The 23,889-nt window shown below is 40.4% G+C and carries 17 protein-coding genes and 1 pseudogene; 8 read left to right on the top strand and 10 right to left on the bottom strand.

Annotated features, from left to right (window positions below):
* Window positions 1-337: 337 nt before the first annotated feature.
* Both QS62_RS12235 and QS62_RS10405 read left to right on the top strand, forming a co-directional pair.
* Window positions 338-430: pseudogene (locus QS62_RS12235) on the top strand (ESPR domain-containing protein); the annotation flags it as partial.
* A gap of 2,679 nt (window positions 431-3,109) precedes the next feature.
* On the top strand, window positions 3,110-8,944 hold the full coding sequence (locus QS62_RS10405; protein ID WP_231923708.1) for an autotransporter outer membrane beta-barrel domain-containing protein: 5,835 nt from the start codon (window positions 3,110-3,112) through the stop codon (window positions 8,942-8,944).
* A 442-nt stretch (window positions 8,945-9,386) separates the two neighbouring features.
* Here the strand turns inward: QS62_RS10405 and sodC are convergent, their stop codons facing one another.
* A complete protein-coding gene (sodC, locus tag QS62_RS10395) occupies window positions 9,387-9,917 on the bottom strand; it encodes a superoxide dismutase family protein (protein ID WP_066109858.1) in 531 nt (176 codons plus the stop codon).
* Between the two features lie 191 nt (window positions 9,918-10,108).
* On the opposite strand from sodC, the gene QS62_RS10390 reads away from it, so the two are divergent.
* Complete coding sequence (locus QS62_RS10390) at window positions 10,109-10,939, top strand: DNA ligase (protein WP_066109855.1); 831 nt, start codon at window positions 10,109-10,111, stop codon at window positions 10,937-10,939.
* Here QS62_RS10390 and yqfB read toward each other — a convergent pair.
* Window positions 10,906-11,232: a N(4)-acetylcytidine aminohydrolase gene (gene yqfB, locus QS62_RS10385; RefSeq protein WP_066109853.1), complete on the bottom strand. Its 327-nt coding sequence runs from the start codon at window positions 11,230-11,232 to the stop codon at window positions 10,906-10,908. The genes QS62_RS10390 and yqfB overlap by 34 nt on opposite strands.
* A gap of 3 nt (window positions 11,233-11,235) precedes the next feature.
* On the bottom strand, window positions 11,236-11,889 hold the full coding sequence (locus tag QS62_RS10380; RefSeq protein WP_066109850.1) for a trimeric intracellular cation channel family protein: 654 nt from the start codon (window positions 11,887-11,889) through the stop codon (window positions 11,236-11,238).
* Between the two features lie 367 nt (window positions 11,890-12,256).
* Here QS62_RS10380 and QS62_RS10375 point away from each other — a divergent pair, with 367 nt between their 5' ends.
* The 3 genes from QS62_RS10375 to QS62_RS10365 all read left to right on the top strand — a co-directional run bounded on the left by QS62_RS10375 (window position 12,257) and on the right by QS62_RS10365 (window position 14,358).
* A complete protein-coding gene (locus tag QS62_RS10375; RefSeq protein ID WP_066109847.1) occupies window positions 12,257-13,519 on the top strand; it encodes an NRAMP family divalent metal transporter in 1,263 nt (420 codons plus the stop codon).
* A 71-nt stretch (window positions 13,520-13,590) separates the two neighbouring features.
* Window positions 13,591-14,067 (top strand): low molecular weight protein-tyrosine-phosphatase, encoded by a 477-nt coding sequence (locus QS62_RS10370; RefSeq protein ID WP_066109844.1) that lies wholly within the window; start codon window positions 13,591-13,593, stop codon window positions 14,065-14,067.
* A 69-nt stretch (window positions 14,068-14,136) separates the two neighbouring features.
* Window positions 14,137-14,358 carry a YdcH family protein gene (locus QS62_RS10365; RefSeq protein ID WP_066109841.1) on the top strand — a complete coding sequence of 74 codons (222 nt, stop codon included), beginning with the start codon at window positions 14,137-14,139 and terminating at the stop codon, window positions 14,356-14,358.
* 108 nt (window positions 14,359-14,466) lie between these two features.
* On the opposite strand, the gene dctM is transcribed toward QS62_RS10365, so the two are convergent.
* From dctM to QS62_RS10350, 3 genes are all read right to left on the bottom strand, one after another.
* A complete protein-coding gene (dctM, locus tag QS62_RS10360; RefSeq protein WP_066109838.1) occupies window positions 14,467-15,750 on the bottom strand; it encodes a C4-dicarboxylate TRAP transporter large permease protein DctM in 1,284 nt (427 codons plus the stop codon).
* 15 nt (window positions 15,751-15,765) lie between these two features.
* Window positions 15,766-16,389: a TRAP transporter small permease gene (locus QS62_RS10355; protein ID WP_066109835.1), complete on the bottom strand. Its 624-nt coding sequence runs from the start codon at window positions 16,387-16,389 to the stop codon at window positions 15,766-15,768.
* 66 nt (window positions 16,390-16,455) lie between these two features.
* Window positions 16,456-17,454 carry a TRAP transporter substrate-binding protein gene (locus QS62_RS10350; RefSeq protein ID WP_066109833.1) on the bottom strand — a complete coding sequence of 333 codons (999 nt, stop codon included), beginning with the start codon at window positions 17,452-17,454 and terminating at the stop codon, window positions 16,456-16,458.
* A 302-nt stretch (window positions 17,455-17,756) separates the two neighbouring features.
* On the opposite strand from QS62_RS10350, the gene QS62_RS10345 reads away from it, so the two are divergent.
* The gene (locus QS62_RS10345) at window positions 17,757-18,224 is read left to right on the top strand and encodes a nucleoside deaminase (RefSeq protein WP_066109830.1); all 468 of its coding nucleotides are present in this window, start codon (window positions 17,757-17,759) and stop codon (window positions 18,222-18,224) included.
* Between the two features lie 58 nt (window positions 18,225-18,282).
* Here QS62_RS10345 and QS62_RS11900 read toward each other — a convergent pair whose 3' ends face one another.
* The 4 genes from QS62_RS11900 to metJ all read right to left on the bottom strand — a co-directional run bounded on the left by QS62_RS11900 (window position 18,283) and on the right by metJ (window position 21,112).
* Entirely contained in the window at window positions 18,283-18,429 is a 147-nt protein-coding gene (locus QS62_RS11900) for a FeoB-associated Cys-rich membrane protein (protein WP_082966186.1), read from the bottom strand.
* A complete protein-coding gene (feoB, locus tag QS62_RS10340) occupies window positions 18,426-20,297 on the bottom strand; it encodes a ferrous iron transport protein B (protein ID WP_066109824.1) in 1,872 nt (623 codons plus the stop codon). The genes QS62_RS11900 and feoB overlap by 4 nt, the downstream gene beginning before the upstream one ends.
* A gap of 9 nt (window positions 20,298-20,306) precedes the next feature.
* Window positions 20,307-20,567, bottom strand: coding sequence for a FeoA family protein (locus tag QS62_RS10335; protein ID WP_066109821.1), 261 nt, complete (start codon window positions 20,565-20,567; stop codon window positions 20,307-20,309).
* A 227-nt stretch (window positions 20,568-20,794) separates the two neighbouring features.
* Window positions 20,795-21,112, bottom strand: coding sequence for a met regulon transcriptional regulator MetJ (gene metJ / locus QS62_RS10330; protein ID WP_066109817.1), 318 nt, complete (start codon window positions 21,110-21,112; stop codon window positions 20,795-20,797).
* Between the two features lie 179 nt (window positions 21,113-21,291).
* On the opposite strand from metJ, the gene metL reads away from it, so the two are divergent.
* Window positions 21,292-23,721 carry a bifunctional aspartate kinase/homoserine dehydrogenase II gene (gene metL / locus QS62_RS10325; RefSeq protein WP_156550121.1) on the top strand — a complete coding sequence of 810 codons (2,430 nt, stop codon included), beginning with the start codon at window positions 21,292-21,294 and terminating at the stop codon, window positions 23,719-23,721.
* Window positions 23,722-23,889 lie beyond the last annotated feature (168 nt).

Here is a 23,889-nt window from a genome sequence, read left to right as displayed (position 1 = left end):
TATTCTGGGCTAAATGTTCTTCTCATTAAATTGTCCTCTTTTTGTGATAGTTTACTACCTATTGAGGACTGCGGAATTAGTCTACCACTACACTCATATTTTTCATCATTTCGAGATAAATCGTTCATCAATACCATTCTTTTGGTTTCAAATTATTTGTATTTATTAATAATTACCTCATCTTCTTTGTCTTATCTTTTTGGGTGAAGCAACAAAGACAATAGCTATGTTACAAAATATAGTTGAGATTTTTGTAATAACTCACAGTTTTTTTGATTAGATTAGGATATTATGAAAAATTGTATTAAATGTGTAAACTAACTATGAGGATATAACCATGAACCACGCCTACAAACTCATCTGGAACACGACTTTAAACCTCTGGCAATGCGCCTCAGAAATCACGCGTTCACGCGGTAAATCAGGCTCTGCTAAGGGCTTAGTTGACCAAAAAGTTACCCCCCCCCCCCGCATTGCGCTAAACCGCACCAGTAAACGCTTACGGGCAATCTCGCTTATTCTCGCCACCCTCTTCCCTCTCCCCCTTTGGGCAGCTTGTACCGATGGTGCAGATTACACCGTCTCATCTGATGCAGGCACCACGACTTACACTTTCACACGAGACTGCAAGGGTGATAATGAGGCCCCAGTGCTATCACTATCGAGTGATACAACTATTAATGCAGAAAATCGTACTATTACTGGTGGGACGAAACCAGAGGATGCAAATCCGTGGTTTAATGAGGAGGTTGGCGGTGGCAATGCCATCCAAGTATCTGGCGGCACTATCCGCATCACAGGGAATCTGCAAGGAGGAAAAGGGCAAGGTATCTGGTCTGGGGTGATAGGCAATATTGGAGGCAGTGCCTTAGTCATATCAGCTGGCAGCGTTCAACTGACAGGGAATCTCAAAGGAGGGACTGGTGGGGATTGTACCCGTCTCTACTGTCGCTTAGGTGAGGGAGGCAGAGGAGGTACAGCGCTTGTCATGACAGGAGGGTCACTGACAATTAATGGAAATATCTGGCGTGGTGATGGTGGGGCGAACGGATACACTGGCTCCGCCATGTCCCTAAACAACAGTCAAGTAACCGTACAAGGCAATATTGAGGGTTCTATTAATGCTACGAATAGCTCTATCACTCTAAAAAGCGATAGTTCTTTCAGGGAAGGAGATGTTTTCATCGATGGCGGTTCATTTACATCAGAGGGAAATACCTCCATCGACACCAATCTCGTACTCAACAATGGGGGTAGTTTTACGCTTAATGCAGGTGATACCTTTACGGGCAATCTTGTCGTTAATACGGACACCACATTCACGGCCAATGAAGGCTCTACCCTTAATTTTAATGTGTTGACCGTTAAGGACGGAGGAAATTTCATTCAATCAACATCTAACCCTGTCACCATTAGAGGTCATATTGACCTCACCGATACCGACTTTACTTTAAAAAAAGGTAGCCGAGCCACTGACAACAGAAATCTTTCCGTTAATGGCAAAACATTTACTATCGAAGATGGTGTAGAACTTACATTCAATGACATTACGCTAGCTAACACTACCTTTACAAATCCCAATCCCATTATTATTAACGGCAATATTAACCTCACCAACACCGCTTTCATCTTAAAAAATGTTGACACATGGGCAATTAATAAAAATCTTTCCGTTGATGGCAAAACATTTACCATAGAAAACGATGTAAATGGACTGACATTCAATGACCTTACACTAGCCAACACCATCTTTACGAACCCTAACCCTGTCACCATTAATGGCAATATCAACCTCACCAATACCGACTTTGCGTTAAAAAATGTTGACACATGGGCTAACAATAAAAATCTCACACTAAACGGCGGATCATTTACCAACGAAGCAGGAAATCCTCTTACCGTTAACAATCTTACGCTAGTCAATAACCCAACAGTCACGAATATGCGTCCCCTGACCATCAATGGTGATATTGACCTCACCAACACCGATTTCACCTTAAAAAATGTTGACACATGGGCAACTAATAAAAATCTCTCCGTTAATGGTGGAACTTTTACCATTGAAAACGGTGTCAATGGACTGACATTCAATGACCTCACACTAATCGACACAACCTTTACAACCCCTAATACCATCGTCGCCGATTATATTCATCTGATTAATACTAACTTTACCTTAAAAGAAGGTAGTCAAATCAAAGACCGAATCGTCAGTAATGGAGGTCAAGTTCATCTATCAGGTAATTTAACGCGGACAAACCAAAAGGGCGAGTTTCACTGGGATGAACAAACTCCCTTTATTGATTTAACCAATGCCTCTGGCTCTACCATAGCAGGGACAATAACTGGCTATAGCGCTGGGAATCATCAAGAATCACGGCCTGCTATCCAGTTAACAGACAGTGATAATGTCGTTATTAAAGCGACTATCCATGCTGGCGATGGTAAAGAGTACGCGGATGGCCCCAACAGATACGGAAGTAAAGGCAATGATGGATTAAACATTATCCATAGTTCTGGTATTCAATTCTCGGGCTCTATTAATGCAGGTAATGGAGGAAGTGCTTGGCACAGACTAGGTCTCGGTGGGCATGGCATTATCTTAGACCAAAGCCAAATCACTATTGATGGTCTCATACAAGCAGGCAACTCTGGAAACAACCCTCGATCCGATAGAAATAGAACTTACGGTGACGGAGGAAGTGGTGTTCTTCTTAAAAATGGCAGTACTCTCGTCATAGGAAAACCTTCAACCATTATTGGAGGAAAAAGAGCCACTGGATATAATATTCAGCCTAATGTTGTTGACGGTTCAGCGCTCAAATTCGAAGGCAGTGGTAATACATTAGAACTGCATACAAGCAGCAACAATATTACGCTAAGCAGTCCAAGGGATGACATTATCTACGGTGATAGCACTGAAAACACCCTCGTACTCGGAGGTGATGATAATAACGAGACATTTGACCTCAATCTATTAGGCACAGGTAAGCTATACGATGTCTTTAATACCGTCAATAAAACAGGCTCTGGTATTTGGACGCTTAGTAATAACTTCGAGGGTGAACGCGGCATTACAGCGATTAACCTTAACCAAGGTACGCTAGCATTGGATAATACGGCTCAGATGAATGCTTCTTTAACCCTTAAAGTCGCTGCTAATACGATATTAGGCTTGGATAAAGAGGCGGTGATTGGGGATAACGTCGTACTAGACTTAGCCGACTCTTTTACCCTAAAAACCAATGCCCCTACCCTAGATGCTGCTGGTGCAGCTGGATGGTGGGACAAGGTATTTACTCAAATCGGCGACAAAAGTAATATCAACCTCTATACTGTAGGCACTTTTGATGCCAATACAGATGACGATGCACACAATATCGCTGTCTTCAAAAGCTGGCGTGTTGGCGAGAACAGTACGGCGGATAGCCTAGACAGTTTAGGCGCAAGCACTCATATTGATGCGGATAAGTCTCTAACGATTAATAATTTTGACATCAATGCGCTAGGTGATAAGACTATTGATGGCGAAGGTACTGTGAAACTCGGTGGAGAACTGGATCTTAGCAACCAGACTGTGGACAAGTGGTCGAAGATTTCTGCTCAAGCAGCGTTGACAAAAACTTCTCGCTTAGTCACTAGTGACAGCAATTTACAGTCACTCAATAAATTGGCTACCGCGTTGAACTTCTCTGACAAAGAAAACGCCACTGTAAAAACCACAGCAGAAAACTTTGCGGCTAATAATAGCGATTCCAAAGTCTCTGACTTTAGCACATGGGAAGTAGGTGGTACTGGCAGTACCGTCACAGGCGCTGACTTAGGCAAAAACACCAAGGTACTTGAGGGTGGTGGTTTAACCGTAACCAATTTAACCCTAGGTGCCAACGATGACGAACAGACCATCATCAATACCGCAGGTGGTACGCTAACGCTTGCTGGCGAGGTCAATTTAGATAAAGGGGTGTTAAAAACGACTGCTGATGATAATACCTCTTTTGCAGCAAACACTACCCTCACCACAGAGGCGAGTGATACCGAGGCTGTCACTGCATTAGCCAATAAGATTGCTCATATCGCAAATAAGAGTGGCGCAACATTAATCACTAGCCATGCCGTTGATGCAGGTCATCTTGCCGATGGTTTTGGGTCATGGAATATTAACGGTGCTGGCAATACAACAGCCACTGCCCTTGCCGATGAGAACACCATCGCATCAGGAGCTAATCTGATTGCCAATGTTGATGAAATCACCACTGGGCAGTCTATTACCAATAACGGTACATTAACCTTGGGTGGAAAAGACACCGAGGTTAACGGCATTATCTCTGCTGGCGAAAGCGATACGAATAAACTCGTTAAAACTGGTAGTGACACCACCGTCACCATTAACAGTGCCAATAACTTCAGCGCCGTAAACATTAACGCAGGCACACTTAAACTCACCGATGACGGCAGTCTCAATAGTGGTGCAACCTCCAATACGCTCGATGTCGTTGTTGCCCAAGATGCTGCTCTTGAGATGAATGTTACTGATTCTCCTCGTACTCTCGACTTCCAAGTCTCAGGTAAGGGTGGACTTACTAAGTCTGGTGCAGGCACACTGGTGGTCGTGGGCGAAGCAAAACACTACGAAGGCACTACCGATGTGCAAGCAGGTACGCTACAAATTGGTCAAGATGAAAGCACCACTGGCGCTATCGGTAAAGGTAACCTCAATATCGCTAATGGTGCACAGGTAAATGTGAAAAAAGGCTCTAGCTTTGTTCTCAATGACAATTCTACGCTTCAAATCGATGGAACTGGGGTATTAAGCTTTGAGGCAGGCTCTCGTCTAGAGATGAACAGCACGCTCAGTAAAATGGGTAAGTTCAGCGATGCTAATGTCCAAGGTCTCGACCAAGCCACCCTCTTCTCGCGTAAAGATGTACAAGCATCCGATTTCGATACCGTCAAACGTATGGGTACTTGGGAAATTGAGACAGATATTGATTTACCGCAATCACTCAATGGGTTTGACAACTACGGCGATGTGCTTGACACCATTGTCGTGACCAAGGATTCCAAAGCCTACTTAGATCAAGGCAATGCACTAGAAGTGGGTGCTGGTAAAACCTTAACCATCAATGGTAAGTTTGATAATGCAGGTGACATCACCAATCAGGGAATACTCACTATCGGTGAAGTAGGCAATGCAGATGCACAGTGGACAAATAGCGGCACGCTTACCCTTGCCGATGGCTCTGCAATGACGGTAAATGGTGTACTCAACAACAGTGGAACATTGACTTTAGGCACTGGAGCAAACACTACCATTGCTGGTACCGTGGTTAATAGTCATGTCACCACCTTTGGTGCAGGTTCTAGTGCGGTATTTAACGGTACACTAGAAAACAGTGGCACTTTATCATTGGATAAAGACGCTAACTTCACTAAAGGCAATAATGCTACGCTAACTTTCAAGCAAGGCAGTGTCCTCGAAACCAATGCGAGTAACGATAACACTGCTCTCACTACCCTACTCGGTGCGATTACCGATACTGACAAGATGAACACTACCCTACTCACCACGGGTACGGCAGACGATAGCTTTAACGGTAGTGAAGAAACCGCTAAATTCGGTACATGGCAAGTCGGTGGTACCACCACAGTCGATAGAAATGAGTATCTTTCGCATAATACCGAAGTTTTAGCCAACGCAAAACTCACAGCGAACAGTCTCACCCTAAACGGAAAAGAACTTAAAAATACTGATGGCGCACTCGTCTTTACTGGCGATACCAACCTTGATAATGGAGTATTAAAGCTTTTAGGTGGCACTACACGTTTTGATGATGGAGCTATCCTCACCACTGAGAAAGCCAGTGGTACGGCCTTATTAGGTAATCCAGAAAGCATTAACAAGATTGCCAACAGTGATAAAGCCATACTAAGCACAGAGGGTACTTCGTTTGATGCTAATGATGGCTTTGCGGCGAAGTTCGGTGCATGGGAAGTGGCGAGTAAAGATAGTCAGGTTAGTGGCGAAGATAACCTAGCCAACATCACCAAAGTGGTGAAAGATGGTGAGTTAACGGTCACTGATCTTCAATTGGAAAATAAAACACTGGAAAACACAGGTGGTCAATTAACGTTTGCGGGCAATATTAATCTTGACAACGGTACGGTGAATTTAAGCGGTGGTACAACATCTTTCGGTACAGCCGTATTAACGACGGCAGCAGAAAGCGGTACTGCCTTATTGGGTAAAAACAGTCTGCTAAGTACAATTGAGGCTAGTAATACGGCTACATTGCGTACTACAGGCGCGTTTAAGGCCGATGATGGCAGTGCTAGTACTGAGGGATTTGTCACGAAATTCGATAAATGGCAAGTGGCTGGTCAAGATAGCACCGCCGATGGCATTGCGAATCTAGCTAATACGACAGAGGTGCTTGATAATGGTAAGTTGACGGTGACTGGGCTTACGTTAGTGGATAAACACCTGAAGAATAGCGGTGGTAAGCTCGTCTTCGCGGGTGAAACTAACTTAGATAACGGTACCCTAGAAGCTAGTAGCGGCGTTATTCAATTCGCCAGCGATGTCATCTTAAGCACCGCCAAAGGTAGTGGCAGCGAGATTCAAAACGGGCTTATCGCCAGTGATAAAGTGGGCGGAAAAGAGGCAGTAACCCTACGCACCACAGGTTCATTTACCGCCAACGACGGTTTTACCCATCAGTTCAAGCACTGGGCTATCGCAGGTGACGCACTGGCGGTAGGGGCTGAAAACTTAGCATTAAGTGATACACTAGTGGAAGGTGTATTGGAAGCAGCCGACTTGGCGCTAGGTGCTGAACAGTCTTTAACGACGAAAGGCGATGCAATGCTTATCTTAAGTGGTACGACAAACCTTGATAAAGGCACGTTGAACCTAGCCAAAGAGACCGCGAATTTCTCTAGTGCACCTGGTACCGTCTTAGAGACAGAACAAACTTCTGGTGATGCCCTCTTCGCCCGTGTTGCTGATATTGGCTTAAAAGACCAAATCACCTTGCACTCACTTAAGGCGATAGCGGCGAATAAACTTGCAGGTGAGTTTAAACAGTGGGAAGTCAAAGGCGCTGGTGAGAATACTGCATCAGCCCTCGCCATTGAGAAAACCACGATTGATGCGGGTGCTAAACTCACTACCGATGTCGCAGCAATTAAATCTACTCAACGTGTTGAAAATAATGGTGAATTACAGCTAACCGCCTTAACCCGCTTATTAGCTAACACTATTACTGGCACAGGTAATGTGATTAAACAAGGCGCCAATACCTTGACTTACGCCACTGGTGCGCATACCTATACAGGTAATACTGAGGTAGCCACAGGTACACTTGCTCTAGAGAAAGGCGTAGGGATGAGCGGTGCGGTACATGTACAAAGTGGGGCTACGCTTGGTTTAAGTTTAGTAGAGTCTGAACAAGTAAACGCTCAACCTAGCACTACCCCTCAGCCACGTTTCCGCGCCTTATTGCGTGCCGCTGAGCCAGCACCTGTCACTGCGCCACAACCTCTTGTACTTCCTGCTGGGGTGACTCAACAAGTCGCAGGTTTAACGGTGGATAATGGCGGTACCGTTTCTGTGGTGGTCAATGGTCTAGACAACCATTCACACTTACATAGCACGGGCGATATTACCCTTGCCCCAGATAGTCGCTTAGTGATTAATGCCGCTGATTATGTGGATAATGCAGGAACAGTGGAAAATGTGTTCACGACTGACACCCAGATTAACGGTCAGTTTGGTCAGTATGAGGATAACAGTGCATTATTCCTCTTTAAACCAGAGTACAGCGCCAAAGCGATACATTTAGCTGTTTCACCGAATGTGAAAGTAGAACAAATCGTTGAGGCAGCAGGTGACAATCTCGTAGTACCAATTGCCAAGATATTGGATCAGGCATTTACCAAAGACGCTGAGAGTGCATTAGCCCGCCGTTTCTATGCGTTACAGATGAATGGGCAAGTGGCGCGCACCGTGGTGGATATGCAGCCACTCCTCGCAGGTACAGGTAATCGAGTATTAGCCGAAGCCAGTGATTTGATGCAACGTTATGTCCCAACCGACCGTTGTAGCGCTGGTGAGGGTGATCGCTCTGCTTGGGTACATGGTCTTGGTAACTGGAGTATGCAAAAAGGTGATAAAGGCTTATCAGGCTATAAAGCTTCTCACTATGGTATCGCTTTAGGCGGTGATGTTTGCGTTAATAACAGCACCAAGGTGGGCTTAAGCGCCGCCTATGTGAATACCAAAGCGAATGAACGCAGCACCTCTGCTTCACAAACACTCAAAGCCGATACATGGCAAGTGGGTGTTTATGCCAACCATGCGTTGAATCAACGTGTGGATGTCGATGCACAAGTGGCGGTAGGACGTGCCAATATCAAGGGTAAGCGTCAACTCAGCCAATTTGGCTTAACGGCTAAAGGTGATACCCATGCGGGTATTCTACGAACAGGTGTCGGCTTGAATCTACACTATGCAGTGGGTAATACAGCGTTAATTCCTTATGCCCGTGTGGATTATACGCAAGTCAACACCAAGGGCTATACTGAGAAAGGTGCTGAGGAGTTTAACTTGAAAGTCGATAAACAACGCACACAAGCTTTAATGGCGGGTGTGGGCTTGAAAGTGAAACATACTGTGAAAGACAGCTTGAATCTCAATGCGAAACTAGGTGTGGTGTATGATATGTTGCACAAGGGGAATGGGGTGACAGCGGCGTTGACGAGCTTGCCAGGACAAGCGTTTACTGTGAAGAATACGAAGTTAGGACGCACGGTAGGTGAAGTGGGCTTGGGAGTTGGTTATCAGGTATCTAAGAGTACGTCGCTTTCTGCGGATGTACAAGCCTTGTTCGGTAAGGGACGCACCGATACCAGTGCGCAACTTGGTGTGAAGGTGAGTTTCTAGTTCTACGTCGTGCCAGAGGCATTTCCAGAAACTGAGGCATAGGTGCGGTATCTTTCTTTGATGCCGCACCTTTACTTGTGTGCTCGGCATGAGCGCGTTCTAATGGGGGAAAGTCCCGAGTGTGGGGCACCAAGCACATAGCTAGGCGCCAACGAGCCTTGATACAACTCGGCGTGTCTAAAGAGAAGGCATGGGAATGGGCGAATATGAGAAAAGGCTACTGGCGAATAGCGGGAAGTCACGTTCTTACAACAACGTTCACCAATGGGTTCTTAAGGTCACTAGGATGGTTATGTCTTGGAGCTGCGCTAAGAGCGACTTTCAAGGGAGTTTAACTGATAACCGCCCACTACGGAACCGTACGGTGGGTGGTGTGGGAGGTCGGTCAGGAAAATAATCCCTGACCTCCTACCCGATCAAATTTCTTGTTGTATCGGTAATCTTATTTAATTACGCCACATGCCATACGTGCACCGCCACCACCAAGCGCTACAGGATGATCTGAGTGATTATCTCCGCCAGCGTGGATCATAAGCGCTTTGTTTTTAATCTCATCTAAAGATTTTAAACGCGGAGCTAATACAGGATTTGTTGCCGTACCGTCATGATTTACCGTTAATGCTGGTAAATCACCTAAATGCGCATCATCTTGCCATGGATAACCATGTTTCTTAGTTTGTTTCGGATCCCAATGTCCGCCAGCCGCCAAACCAGCGACCTTTTTACCATCCTTTTCTTTAGCATCACAGCTAGCATTTTCATGAATGTGGAATCCATGCAGACCAGGAGTTAAACCATTGAGTTTAGGAGTAAAAACTAATCCATACGGTGATTCCGTTACATCAACTGTACCGATAGCTTTGTTACCATTAACAGGATCTAACTGCTCTACATTAATTGTTAATACACTATTTGCACTGACAGCTGCGCTGAAAATACCACAGAGAGATAACATTAATAATGATTTTTTCATCTTTGATCACCTCAAATTATTTAATGAATTAGAAAGAAAACAGCTTGTTTAAGCTATCACTAAATCGTGTTTTTGGATATGTAAGGCGTTTAGTTAATTTTATTTCTTCGAGTTAGCTCACATTTTTATCTAGAAATCACAGTCAATTTCTTCTCAATTTATTATGTTGCATTGGCTTGGGGAGGAGTGTTATGCGTTATTGTTATTATCTATTATGTTATTTCATTGCGATTACTACAGTAATGGCAAAAGATACGATGATGTTATTACAGGAGTATCGGGATCAAGACGTAGCTGGTTGGGTAATGAGTGAAAAGTTGGATGGTGTAAGAGGTTATTGGACAGGTAAACAATTATTAACTCGACAAGATAACCCTTTACACCCACCAGCTTATTTTATTGAACAATTCCCACCTTTTGCGATTGATGGTGAGTTATTTAGTGAGCGTGGAAAATTTGAAGAGATTTCCAGCATTACTCGTAGTTCTGGCGATAAAGGTTGGCATAAATTGAAATTATATGTCTTTGATGTACCGCAGGCAGAAGGAAATCTATTCCAGCGTTTACAAGTGTTGCAAGATTATCTAACGACGCATCCGTCGCCCTATATTGAGATTATTACGCAATTACCGATTAAGCATAAGCAAGATATCGAACAGTTTTTAGATCAGGTAGATAAATTAGGTGGTGAAGGGATTGTAGTACGTAATCCTAATGCACGTTATGTTGTTGGTCGTAGTAGCCAAATCTTGAAATTAAAACGTTATCAAGATGAAGAGTGCACAGTTATTGCACATCATAAAGGCAAAGGGCAATTTCATAATGTAATGGGATCACTGACTTGTGAGAATCATCGCGGTACTTTTAAAATTGGTTCTGGTTTTTTGTTGGCAGATCGTGCAAATCCGCCAGCAATTGGCAGTGTCATTACCTATAAATATCGCGGGGAAACTGCCAAAGGTAAGCCTAAATTTGCCACTTATTGGCGTCAGCGTTCTGTTTCATCAGCAGTGACTAATTGATAGTGAATGACATAAAGTTGATCGGTATTTGGATAAATATTACGGATAACTTGTTGTAACTCTGGCAAGGTCATATTTTCTTGTGCCGCATGGTGTTCATTCAGTTCTTGAAACATAATCGGGGTAATCGCCAAAATTTTGATTTTGGCGAACCATTGATGTTGTTCATAGGTGAAAACATCAATGATGCTACCAATAATGAAATCTTTTTCACTGGCATCACGAATGGTAATGGTCTTACTGCCATTTAAAATATTGGTTTTAAAACATTGATAAAAAGTGATTTCGTTCATTATCTATTTTTTCCTCTTCGGTAATTTATCTACCCAAGACCAATTTTTATCCTCTTGATAGTCGAATACAGGTAAACCTAGACCAAAACGAATAGCTAGTAAGCGAGAAATAAATCCAGCAGCAAGAGTAATTAAAATCACAATATCTTGTGGAATATGAGTTTGTTGTAAACCAATATAAATTGCTGTTGCTAGAAAGGCGATACTGGCATAAAGCTCTTTTTGAAACACTAAAGGAATACGGTTACAAAGTAAATCACGCAAGACACCACCGAATGCGCCAGTGATAATTGCTGCTACGGAGGCAATAATAAAGCCATGCCCCATATCTAAAGCGACCTGGGCACCAAGAATGGAAAATACAATTAAACCTAAGGCATCAAGAATTAAGAACACTGCTTTTAGGTAACGCATGAGTGGCGCAATAATAATAGTGAGTACTGCTGCACCAGCTACAATAGCAATGTATTCAGGATGTTTTACCCAGCCTAAAGGATAGTGCCCTAATAGAACGTCACGTACTGAACCACCGCCAATAGCAGTAACGGAAGCAATAATAATAACGCCAAAAATATCCATTTTTTCGCGGCCAGCAGCAAGGGCCCCGGTAATAGCTTCAGCAGTAATACCAATTAAATAAAGAATTGTGAGTAACATAAAAATTGAGCTTAATTTGGTGAAGTGGAGATTGTACTTGAAACTTTAGCAATTAGTGAAACTTTTTTGTCTGAAATAACAAAGTGCTATCACAATATTTGTCGTCAATAGTCTAAATAATCAGCAACTAGATTTTTCTTTAGGTATTTTCATTAAAAAAATTAAACCCTAATGATAATTTTAGATGACAAACAAATCTCTTTACTATGAGATAATCCAATTTTTTTATTCTTATAAATTATAAAAAGATAGTTTTTTATAAATATTTAGTTGGAATATAGGGAATTTCATTGTGTTGATCTCTAAATTCTTTTGTGCTGTTATTTTTTCGATAACATTAATTGAGTACAAAAAAAGAGAATAAATAATGAACACAATCACTATGGGTGAACAACCATCTACTATCAAAAGTCGTCTTTCGGCGTTAGGTCCAGGTATCTTAATGGCATCAGCAGCGGTTGGTGGATCACATTTGATCGCATCAACTCAATCAGGTGCAATTTATGGATGGCAACTAGCCATTATTATTATTCTGGCTAATCTTTTTAAATATCCTTTTTTCCGATTTGGTGTGCAATACACTTTAGATACAAATAAAACGTTGTTAGAGGGGTATAAAGAGAAAGGAACATTTTATCTGTGGATTTTCTTTTTATTAAATATTTTTGCCACCATGATTAATGCAGCAGCAGTGGCGTTGTTGTCTGCGGTTATTTTATCTTTCGTATTGCCATTACCGGTGCCTACTTTAAGTTTAACGGTTTTGATCGTCAGTCTTGGTATTTTGTTATTAGGTCAATATCGCTTGCTGGATGGTTTATCTAAATTGGTTATGATCTGTCTAACAGTGGCTACAGTATTAGCAGTGGGAATTGCAGCTTTTCGAGGTGGAGTGGCGCCGGAAGGATATGTGAGTGAAAGTCCATGGCAATTGGGGGCATTAGCATTTATTGTGGCTTTAATGGGATGGATGCCTGCACCTATTGAAATTTCGGCGATCAATTCGATGTGGGTTGTTGCGAAAAAACGTATTACGCAAGTTTCTTATCGTGATGGTATTTTTGATTTTAATGTCGGTTATATTGGCACAGCAATTTTAGCGATTATTTTTTTAGCGTTAGGTGCGTTAGTACAATATGGATCTGGTGTCCCTGTAGAGATGGTTGGCGGTAAATATATTGCGCAATTGATAGGAATGTATTCTGCAACAATCGGTGAGTGGGCAAAAGGTTTAATCGCTTTAATTGCTTTCCTTTGTATGTTTGGTACTACTTTGACTGTGATTGATGGTTATTCACGTACTAATGTTGAAAGCTTACGGTTGTTATTGCACAAAAAAGGAACAAGAGCGACTTATCTAAATATTTCATTTATTTTAGCCACCGCTGCTGGCGCGATGATCATTTTCTTCTTTAATAATGCATTAGGACCAATGTTAAAATTCGCGATGATTGCTTCTTTTGTAACAACTCCTATTTTCGCTACTTTGAATTTATTGCTGGCATTAAAAGGAAAACAAGGTGAACAACGTGTGAAAGGCGCATTATATTGGCTTTCTATCATTGGGTTGTTATATCTAACAGTTTTTGCTCTATTATTTATTGTGTATGAATTAGGGTGGTTAAGCTGATTTAATACTTGCTATATTAAGGAAAAGGCAGTTTAATCTGCCTTTTTTATTGGATAGTTTTGGGATTGAAAATGAAGAAAATCAATGTGTTATTTGTTTGCTTGGGGAATATTTGTCGTTCACCAATGGCAGAGTTTATTTTTAAACATAAAGTACAACAAGCAGGTTTGAATCAATATATTAGTGTAGATAGTGCGGGTACAGCAGGATGGCATAGCGGAGAAGGTATGCATTGTGGTACTGCTGATATGCTAGAACTACATAAAATTGAAAGTAATGGTTTTCGTAGCAGGCAAATCAAAGCACAAGATGTTCAACATTTTGACTATATTCTTGGTATGGATGATAGCAATATGGAAGATCTCAATGCATTGTTTGGTTATCATCCAGAAAAGTTGTTCAAAATTACAGAACTGTGTCCGCAACTGGTGAAAGATCATATTCCAGATCCTTGGTACACCAGAAATTTCGCTGAAACTTATGCGTTGTTAGATGAATGTTGTACAGCATTACTACAGAAAATTAAGCAGGAAATAGGTAAAGTGTGATGTTGTTCACAGCAGCTATTTAGGAAAAACGCTATATTAATGGTGAGAAATTATCCAGAGGAGAAAATTATGTTTCCAGAATATCGCGACCTAATTAGTGTCTTAAAAAATCAAGATAAGCATTTTGCCAAGTTATTTGATGAGCATAATGAACTCGATCATAAAATACAAAATATGATAGATAAAATTGAATATGGTACCCAAGAGGAAATCGAAACATTAAAGAAAATGAAATTACGTTTAAAAGATGAAATGTATGTCATCTTAAAACAATATGACGAAAATAAATGATAGATAACCCAGCAGAAATGCTGGGTTATTTCGTTATAGAGTTTAGGTAAATTACTTATGAAAAAGGCGCAATAATAATTGCGCCTTTATAGTGATAGATACCTTAATTTATACCGCACCAATCCAGTTTGGTAATGCGAGCGAAATTGCTGGTATATAGGTAACTGCAATTAGGAACGCCAACATTAGTAATAACCAAGGTGTTGCTGCACGAATAACTTGCGGTAAAGATAATCCCGTAATTGCAGAAGATACGAAGAGGTTCAAACCAACTGGCGGTGTAATCATACCGATTTCCATATTTACAACCATAATGATACCGAGATGAATTGGATCGATACCAAGTTGTGTTGCAATAGGGAAAAGAATCGGTACTAAAATTAAGATAATTGCAGATGGTTCCATGAAAGCACCAGCAATTAATAACACAATATTAACCACAATTAAGAACTGCCAAGCTTGTAAATCCATTTCAGTTACAAGTTGAGTTAATTGTTGTGGAATTTGTTCTGTGGTTAATACGTGGGCAAATAGCATAGCGTTAGCAATGATAAACATCAGCATAATGCTTAACTTACCAGCTTCAAGCAATACTTTAGGACACTCTTTAAGTTTAATATCTTTATAAATAAAGACTGATACAAAGAAAGAGTAAACCGCAGCAACAGCAGCAGCTTCTGTTGGCGTAAATGCACCGCTATAAATACCACCAAGGATAATGACCATTAAGATCAATCCCCATAATGCTTTTCTTGCCGCCCTAAACCATTCTCTTACGCTAGCTCTTGGTAATGCTGGAAGATTTTTTAAACGTGCTACGATATAGATAGCAACCATTAAAACGACACCAAGGAGTAATCCAGGCACCACACCAGCCATAAATAGACGGCCCACAGAAGATTCAGTCGCAGCCGCATAAACCACCATTACCACTGATGGTGGAATTAAGATTCCTAAAGTACCTGCGTTACAGACGATACCAGTACCAAATTCTACTGGATAACCCGATCTGACCATACCAGCAATCGCAATTGAACCTACGGCAGCCACTGTTGCTGGGCTTGATCCTGAAAGTGCTGCGAACAACATACAAGACAATACGGAAGCAATGGCTAAACCACCACGAATATGCCCTACGGTTGCGTTGGCAAAATCGATCAAACGGCGCGCTACACCACCGGTAGTCATAAAGGCTCCTGCAAGTAGGAAGAATGGAATTGCTAATAAAGTGTAGTGTTCTGAAGTTTCAAATAGCTTGATAGCAACAGAGCTGATGGAATCTTGGCTAAATAATATAATGACTAGAGAACCTGATAATCCTAATGCAACGGCAATTGGTACACCGATAAACATTAAGAAGAATAAACATGCAAATAAGAAAACAACTGTCATAGATTACTCCTTAGCTCATTCTTCAGAATCTTGTAGTTTTACAGCATCTTTCGCTTCATCAGCTAAACCAAGATCATTTTGTTTACCTTGTAATAAGCGAACAAAGATTTCAACAAAGCGACCGAAGATCATGAAATATCCAATTGGAATAATCATACCAATGTGCCAGAGTTGAATACCGAAATGTTGTAAATCTTCTGCGCCGACATTGGCAATTAATAATGCTTTCACCCAATCTACGCTTGCTACCATAATGATACCTGCATAAATTAAGCAGGTAAGACAAGCAAAAATACTGATATATCGTTGCACTGGTGTGCTGAATTTTTTAACGATAGCATCGATTCCAATATGACCCGCAGTACGAACGCCATAAGAGGCGCCGAAAAAGATTAACATAGCAAAAAATAATTTTGTTAAAGCAACACTCCAAGTCATTTCTTGTGCGACTGTCATACAGAATGTTGCAATAGGAACTAAGATTGATTCTAAACTTGGGTATGCATCCGCTAGGTCATAGAAAGGAGTATAAAGATTGTTGAACATAACATAGACGAATGTGACCAAAGTCATTAAGGCTAGGGAAAATGCAATCATGAACTCCTCGAGTTTTCCCCAGAGGTAATTAAAGTGTTGCATAGATGCTCCTTACAAACTTGAGCAGAGAAAGTGCGGTATGGCTACCGCACTTTGTATTTTTACAGATTATTTTTGATTAGATTCTTCGGCTGCTTTGATTAAATCTGCACCGATTTTATCTTCAAATTTTTTCCAGACAGGACGCATTGCATCACGCCATTCTTTTCTTTGTTCAGGCGTTAAAGTAATGATTTCTGTGGTTTTTGCATCAAGGATACGTTGTTTATCAGCAAGATTAAATTCATGTGATTTTTTGTTTACGTCATCACTGACGGTAGCCATAACTTCCATTAAGCCGTTACGAACATCTTCTGGTAAACCATCCCAGAATTTACTGTTTACGATAACCATGTAAGAGAGCAAACCGTGGTTAGATTCAGTAATGTATTTTTGTACTTCATTGATTTTTTGTGAGTAGATATTTGAGTATGGGTTTTCAGCACCATTTACTACCCCAGTTTGTAAACCTTGATACATTTCACCAAATGCCATTTTACGTGGTACAGCATTAAGTTGTTTGAATTGCGCATCGAGAACTTCAGAGTTTTGTACGCGGAATTTCAAACCACGAGCATCTTTAGGTAAGACTAATTTTTTGTTAGCAGAAAGTTGTTTAAGGTCATTGTTCCAGTAACCTAAACCAATAATACCTTTATCTTTCATACTGTTAAGTAAGCTTTTACCTGCGTCACTCTTTTCAAAACGTTCTACTGCTTGGATATCATCGAAAAGGAATGGTAGATCGAATAATTGAATTTTCGGAGTATATTTATCAAATTTAGCAAGAGATGGAGCGAGCATTTGTACGTTGTTGAGCAATAATGCTTCCATTTCTTTACCATCACCATAGAGAGATGAGTTTGAATAAACTTCAACTTTTACTTTACCTGGGAATTTTTCTTCAACTAATTTTTTGAATAATAAAGCGCCTTGACCTTTTGGAGTATCATCAGCAACAACGTGAGAGAATTTAATAACAATTGGATCTGCTGCTAATGCGCTTCCTGAGAAAATAGCTCCGAATGCAGCAACAGTAGCAAGAACTTTAAACATAGTTTTTTTCATAGGCCTACCTCTATATGTGTATGAGTGAGTTGTGTTAATGCGTCAACAAGATTATTTAAATGCTAAATTTTAGTAAAGCAGATTTTTTTAAAAAGTTGATCTCATTCTCAAAAAATTAATAAAAATTTAATAAAAGTGCTTAAAAATAGCGCATTGCTACGAAAAAATATTATTTTTTCGACAAAATTTGGCAGATATTTTTTTAACTCTTTAGTGGTAAATTTTGCTACCTTTCGCTAGGTATTCCTCAATAAAAGTAGTATCTTGAAAGTGAAAGTTTCCTAATATTTAAGGAGCTAAAAATGACAAAAAATGAGTTGATGCGAAAGGTCATCGCCCTTTCTGTTGAAAATGTTAAAAATGGAGGTGGTCCTTTTGCTGCAGTTATTGTGAAAAATAACGAAATTGTTGCCACAGGAATGAATCGAGTAACCGCGAATTGTGATCCTACCGCTCATGCTGAAGTCAGTGCAATTCGTGCTGCGTGTGAAAAATTACAGACATTTGATTTAAGTGGATATGAAATTTATACCTCGTGTGAACCTTGTCCAATGTGTTTAGGGGCAATTTATTGGGCACATTTAGACCGGATGTATTATGGCAACAATAAAGATAATGCAGCGGAAATTGGTTTTGATGATGCTTTTATTTATGAAGAGTTAGCACTTAAACCTGAAAATCGCCGCTTACATGCAGAGAGAATATTGCCAAATGAAGCAATTGCCGCATTTGAATTATGGCAGAATAAAAGTGATAAAACTAAATATTAATATTTTTCAATATGATAAGAGTACATTATTTGTAGATAATGTACTCTAATAATTGATGTTAATGACAAGATTTTTGTTTTGTTGATGTTCCGCAACGGCAACAGTCGCCACATGAATTACCTTTCGCACGTTTTTGTTTAAAGTGGTAAATCAAATAGGCGATGGCACCAATAAATAATCCTGCCACAATAAGATATTGGATCATAAGCCCGTTCCTAATGCGAGATGATAAACGATATAAGCGAACAGATAAGCTAATACAGAAAGATATAGCGTAATTAGCAAAGTCTGTTTCGTTGATTTAGTTTCACGTTTAATCACCGCTAAGGTTGCCATACACATCGGTGCATACACATACCAGGCCAAGAATGAAAGCGCAGTCGGTAAACCCCAATTATTATGAATTAATGGAATCAAGAATTGTTGTGCTGCTTCTTCAGACACCGAACCCACAGCATATACTGTACCTAATGCAGCGACAACGACTTCACGCGCAGCAATTCCCGGCACCATAGCGATACACATTTCCCAAGTGAAACCAATTGGACGGAAAATAGGTTCTAAATAATGCCCTAGCATGCCGGCGAAACTGTAATCAATGGCTGGTGCTGCTGCTTGTTCTGGTGCAGTCGGAAAACTCACTAATACCCAAAGAATAATACTGAGTGCGAAAATAATAGTTCCAGCGCGTTTTAAGAAAGCGCTAACACGTTCCCAAAGAGTGATTAGAATATGTCTAAAATTTGGCATACGGTAAGTTGGTAATTCCATCAGCAATGGGAATTGCTGTACTTTACCTTTATGTTTAGCGAAGAGTTTCAAAATAAATGCAATGAAGCCAGCAGAAATTACGCCAATGGCATAAAGAGCAAATAATGTTAACCCTTGTAAATTGAAAATGCCCCAAACTTGGCGATCTGGAATTACTGCAGCAATGATCAGTGCATAAACAGGTAGTCGCGCAGAACAAGTTAACAGTGGTGCAATGGCAATAGTGACTAAGCGTTCACGCGGATCAGTAATCGTTCTTGCAGACATAATCGCAGGTACAGCACAAGCGAAACCTGAGAGTAATGGAATAAAGGAACGCCCTGATAAACCACTTTTAGCTAAGAAGCTATCTAGTAAATAAGCGCCACGTGGTAAGTAACCTGAATCTTCCAAAATAAGCAGTAACGCAAAAAGAATGGTGATTTGTGGTAAAAAGACCAATACGCTGCTGATACCAGCGATAACGCCGTCAACAAGTAAATCACGAACAATTCCTTCTGGTAGCGTAGAGGCTACCCATTCAGCAAACCAACCGAAACCGGCTTCGATTAGATCCATAAAAGGTGCTGCCCAGGTATAAACCGCTTGGAACATTAATAACATCACAATGATTAAGGTGAGTAATCCCCAAACTGGATGTAAGAAGATATGATCCAATGTTTGGTGCCAGCGTGGTAAGTCATTGCTGTTTTGCACACAGCTCGTCAGAATTTGATCGACTTGTTGGAAAAGTTGTTCGCTATCTAAATTATCAGTGATTTGTTCTAATTCAGTAGTTGTTTTTTTTGTCGGTGTAACTTGAGTAATTAAAGTTTCAACTGCAGTTTTCACTTTTGCTGCACCTTGTTTACTCACAGCAACAGTATCAATTACTGGCACACCAAGTAATTCAGACATTTTGACGGTATTGATTTTCAGGCCACGTGCTACTGCAACATCATATAAGTTTAGCGAAATGATCATTGGTAGCCCTAGAGATTTTAATTCCAATGCCATACGTAAAGTCATTCTTAAATTCGTTGCATCTGCAACGGCAATGATTGCATCGGGGATATCACCAAAATGACCAAGTAATACATTACGGGATACCTCTTCGTCCGGACTGGTAGTATGTAAACTATATGTACCAGGTAAATCAAGAATAGTAACGTGTTGATGTCCTAATAATGTACCTTCACGTCTATCTACGGTTACACCTGGGTAGTTTGCAATACGAGCATTTGATCCAGTTAAAGCATTAAATAAAACAGTTTTTCCACAATTTGGTGGACCGATTAAGGCAAAATTGAGATGAGTTGTCATAATAAATTTTTATTTTAAATAACAGATAATTTTCGCTGCTTCTGCCTTGCGTAAAGAGAATTGTGAGTGGTTATCAAGGCGTACAACATAAGGACCTTTTCCTAATAATCCTTTGGCAATAATGGTTACTGGTCGATGTGATGAAAATCCTAAGTCGGCTAAACGACGACTAACAGAACGATCTTGTGAACCAAAAACTGGATTATCAATAATATCTTTAATATAAGCTTGTTGATGTTTTGCTAATTGATGAAGAGGATAAACAGACATAATCACGACTTCCTAACTTCTGTTCGATGGTTATTTATTCTAAATCTAAATAAGAAAGATTTCTAACCCTGTTAAAAGGTTTGACATTCTAACGAATAATTGAAACTAGCTGTTTGATGTATATCAAGTTAATTTGGTGCAATGGAGAGAAATTTAGGATAAAAACAAGAGTAATTAGTGAACATTAAAGGAGATAGTTATGTTTTTATCCTAAGCATAAGAGGTGATTAATATTCCCAAGTATCAGGATCAATGCCTTTTTCACGCATTAACACTTTAGCATCTTCAGGAATTTCATCGTGTCGATCTTTTAATAAATCTTCATCAGTCGGTAGCGGTTGACCAGTAAATGCGTGGAGAAAAGCCTCACAAAGTAATTCACTATTAGTAGCATGGCGTAGATTACGAATTTGACGACGAGTGCGTTCATTAGTCAAAATTTCCAATACTTTAATTGGAATGGATACTGTAATTTTTTTTACTTGTTCGCTTTTTTTGCCATGTTCTGCATAAGGACTAATATATTTACCATCCCAATCCGCCATGATGAATTTCCTCTTAATTCCACACAATGTGTAGTATTTTAATCAAAATTAGTGGTGATGACAATCTAGCCTTAAAGACATCTAGATTTCTTTATTTCCTCTATTTTGTTGTGCGGAGTTAGCGAAGTATTGTGTTAGAATACGCAGCGTTTCTGTATATCGCCATTGGAAGGAGGTTAATGATGCAGACTGTTTCTCGTTATCAAGTTCATAAATTTGGTGGCAGTAGTTTAGCCAATGTGGATTGCATTCGAGGAGTCGCCTCGATTATTCAAAATTATAGTAGAGAAACAGATATCATCGTAATCTCGGCGATAGGAAAAACCACTAATTTATTAATTGAATGGGTGGAAGCCTCACATAAAGATACTGTTAGTGCCAACCGTATTTTGCAAAGTTTGCGTCATCAATATCTCTCTTTAGTTAATGCGTTATTAAACCATCCGGAAGAGGTCGCTCAAGCATTTGTTGATGATACACTCTATTTGTCCGCATTATTAGATAAACCTTTTAGTGAAGCCATTTATGCGGAAGTGGTGGGGCATGGTGAAATTTGGTCCACTCGTTTAGTCACTGCATATTTAAATCAACAAGGTATTCCATCAGTATTTGTTGATGCACGTGATTTTATGATGGCGGAACGTACAGTGTTACCGAAAGTACGTGTTGCACCAAGTAAAAGGCGCTTACAAACTATTTTAGATGCCTATCCTGATAAACGTTTGATTATTACTGGTTTTATCAGCCGTAATGCAGATGGAGAAACAGTGCTGTTAGGGCGTAACGGTTCTGACTATTCAGCAACACAAATTGCAGGTTTGGCGGATATTGAGAATGTTACTATTTGGAGTGATGTTGCGGGAGTTTATTCTGCTGATCCTCGTTATGTGAAAAATGCCACCTTATTACCATTATTACGTCTTGATGAAGCTAATGAATTGGCTCGTTTAGGTGCGCCAGTTTTACATAGCCGTACATTAGAACCAGTTAGAGAGTTTCAATTAAAACTGCAATTACGCAGTAGTTTAAAACCTAACGAAGGTACAACGCGTGTCGAACATGTCTATTCTTCATCGGCGCAAGGTAAGATTGTCACTTTTCATAATCATATTGGTTGGATTGAATTGGTGATTCCACAAAATCAAGTATTGCAGAGTTGGTTACAACGTTTTCGAGCTTGGTTGCAGGAGTATCAGCTTGATGCCTTAGTTGAGCAATTTGTTGAGAGCAGTCGTACTTTACGTTTGGTTTATACCAATGAATATATTGATACAGCGTTTATGCAATTTAAACAATTGCCACTAATTACAGACTCTATTTCGATTCGTTATGATTTGTCATTGTTAGGCATTGTTGGCGCAGGTGTTTGTCAGAATTCATTACAAATGTTGCGTTTTTCACAAATGTTAAAAACACAACCATTAGAATTTATGTGGCAGTCTGATGATAATATCAGTGTGGTTGCGATTATGCGCCAATCTGTAAGTCGTGAATTATTACGTAACGTTCATGATGATCTCTTTAGAGCGCATAAGACAGTAGGTTTAGTGGTATTAGGAAAGGGAGAAGTGGCGAAAACGTGGGTGAATCTGTTCCGTCAAGAACAAGAGAAGATTGCTGCGCGGAGTCATTTTGACTTTTCCTTAATTGGTATTGTATCTAGCCAAAAGGCTTGGTTGGATCATCAAGGATTGCTACCGCAGATTAAAGAAAATAATTGGGATAACCAATTTGAGCAACAAGCACGTGAATTTGTACCGGATGAATTAACGCAATGGATGAGTATGCACCCTTTTGATGAGTTAGTGATTTTGGATTTCACTAATAGTGATGAAGTGGCGGCACATTATCCTGATTACGCCAAATATGGTTTCCATGTGATCAGCGCTAATAAACGTGCAGCAGCGTTTGATCTTGATAAGTATCATCAGATTGAGGCAGCATTTTTGCAATCAGGTAGTTATTGGTTGTATAACGCAACTGTTGGTGGTGGTTTACCGATTAATACCACTATTCATGATTTAGTGGAAAGTGGCGATACGGTGTTATCAATTGAAGGTACTTTCTCGAGTACATTGGCTTGGCTGTTCTATCAATATGATGGTTCGGTACCGTTCTCAATGTTGTTGGAACAGGCATGGCAACAGGGAATGACTGAACGTGATCCGCGAGAAGATTTATGTGGTTTAGATGCGTTACGTAAATTACTGATTGTGGCGAGAACTGCCGGATATGATTTGGATCGTACCGATGTCAAAGTTGAATCATTGATCCCAGAATCAATGTTGGAATTACCGCTAACTGATTTCTTTGAGCAGTTACATGAGATCGAACCTTTTATTAATGAACATTATCATGATGCCAAAGAGGAACATGGCGTGTTGCGTTATGTGGTGCGTTTTCTAGCTAATGGGCAATCAAAAATTGGTTTAGAGATTTGCGGTAGTGATGATCCGATTGGTAGGGTATTACCAGGTGAGAATATTTTCTTAATTAGAAGCCTATGGTATCGCGATAATCCATTAGTGATTCATGGGCCAAGTGCCGGTGTGAAGATGACAGCCGGTGCAATTCAGGCAGATCTGAACCGTTTGGTAAAATTATTATAATCTTAAATAGATTGCAGCTTGAGCTGTTATCAATAACTTGTTAGAATTTCCGCCGTATTTCAACGCTATTGTTGAAATACGAGTTCGGATGAAGGTAGCTGGAGAGTGGAGAATTGACTCCACGCCGACGAGGTAAAATCTTTCAGGCGCTGTTTACAGCATGGACTG

Origin of the sequence: Gallibacterium salpingitidis, from assembly GCF_001678495.1 — a bacterium.
Lineage (GTDB): Bacteria > Pseudomonadota > Gammaproteobacteria > Enterobacterales > Pasteurellaceae > Gallibacterium > Gallibacterium salpingitidis.
The sequence above is the reverse complement of the archived record's forward strand: the minus strand, read 5'-3'. Positions and strand labels throughout refer to the sequence as shown.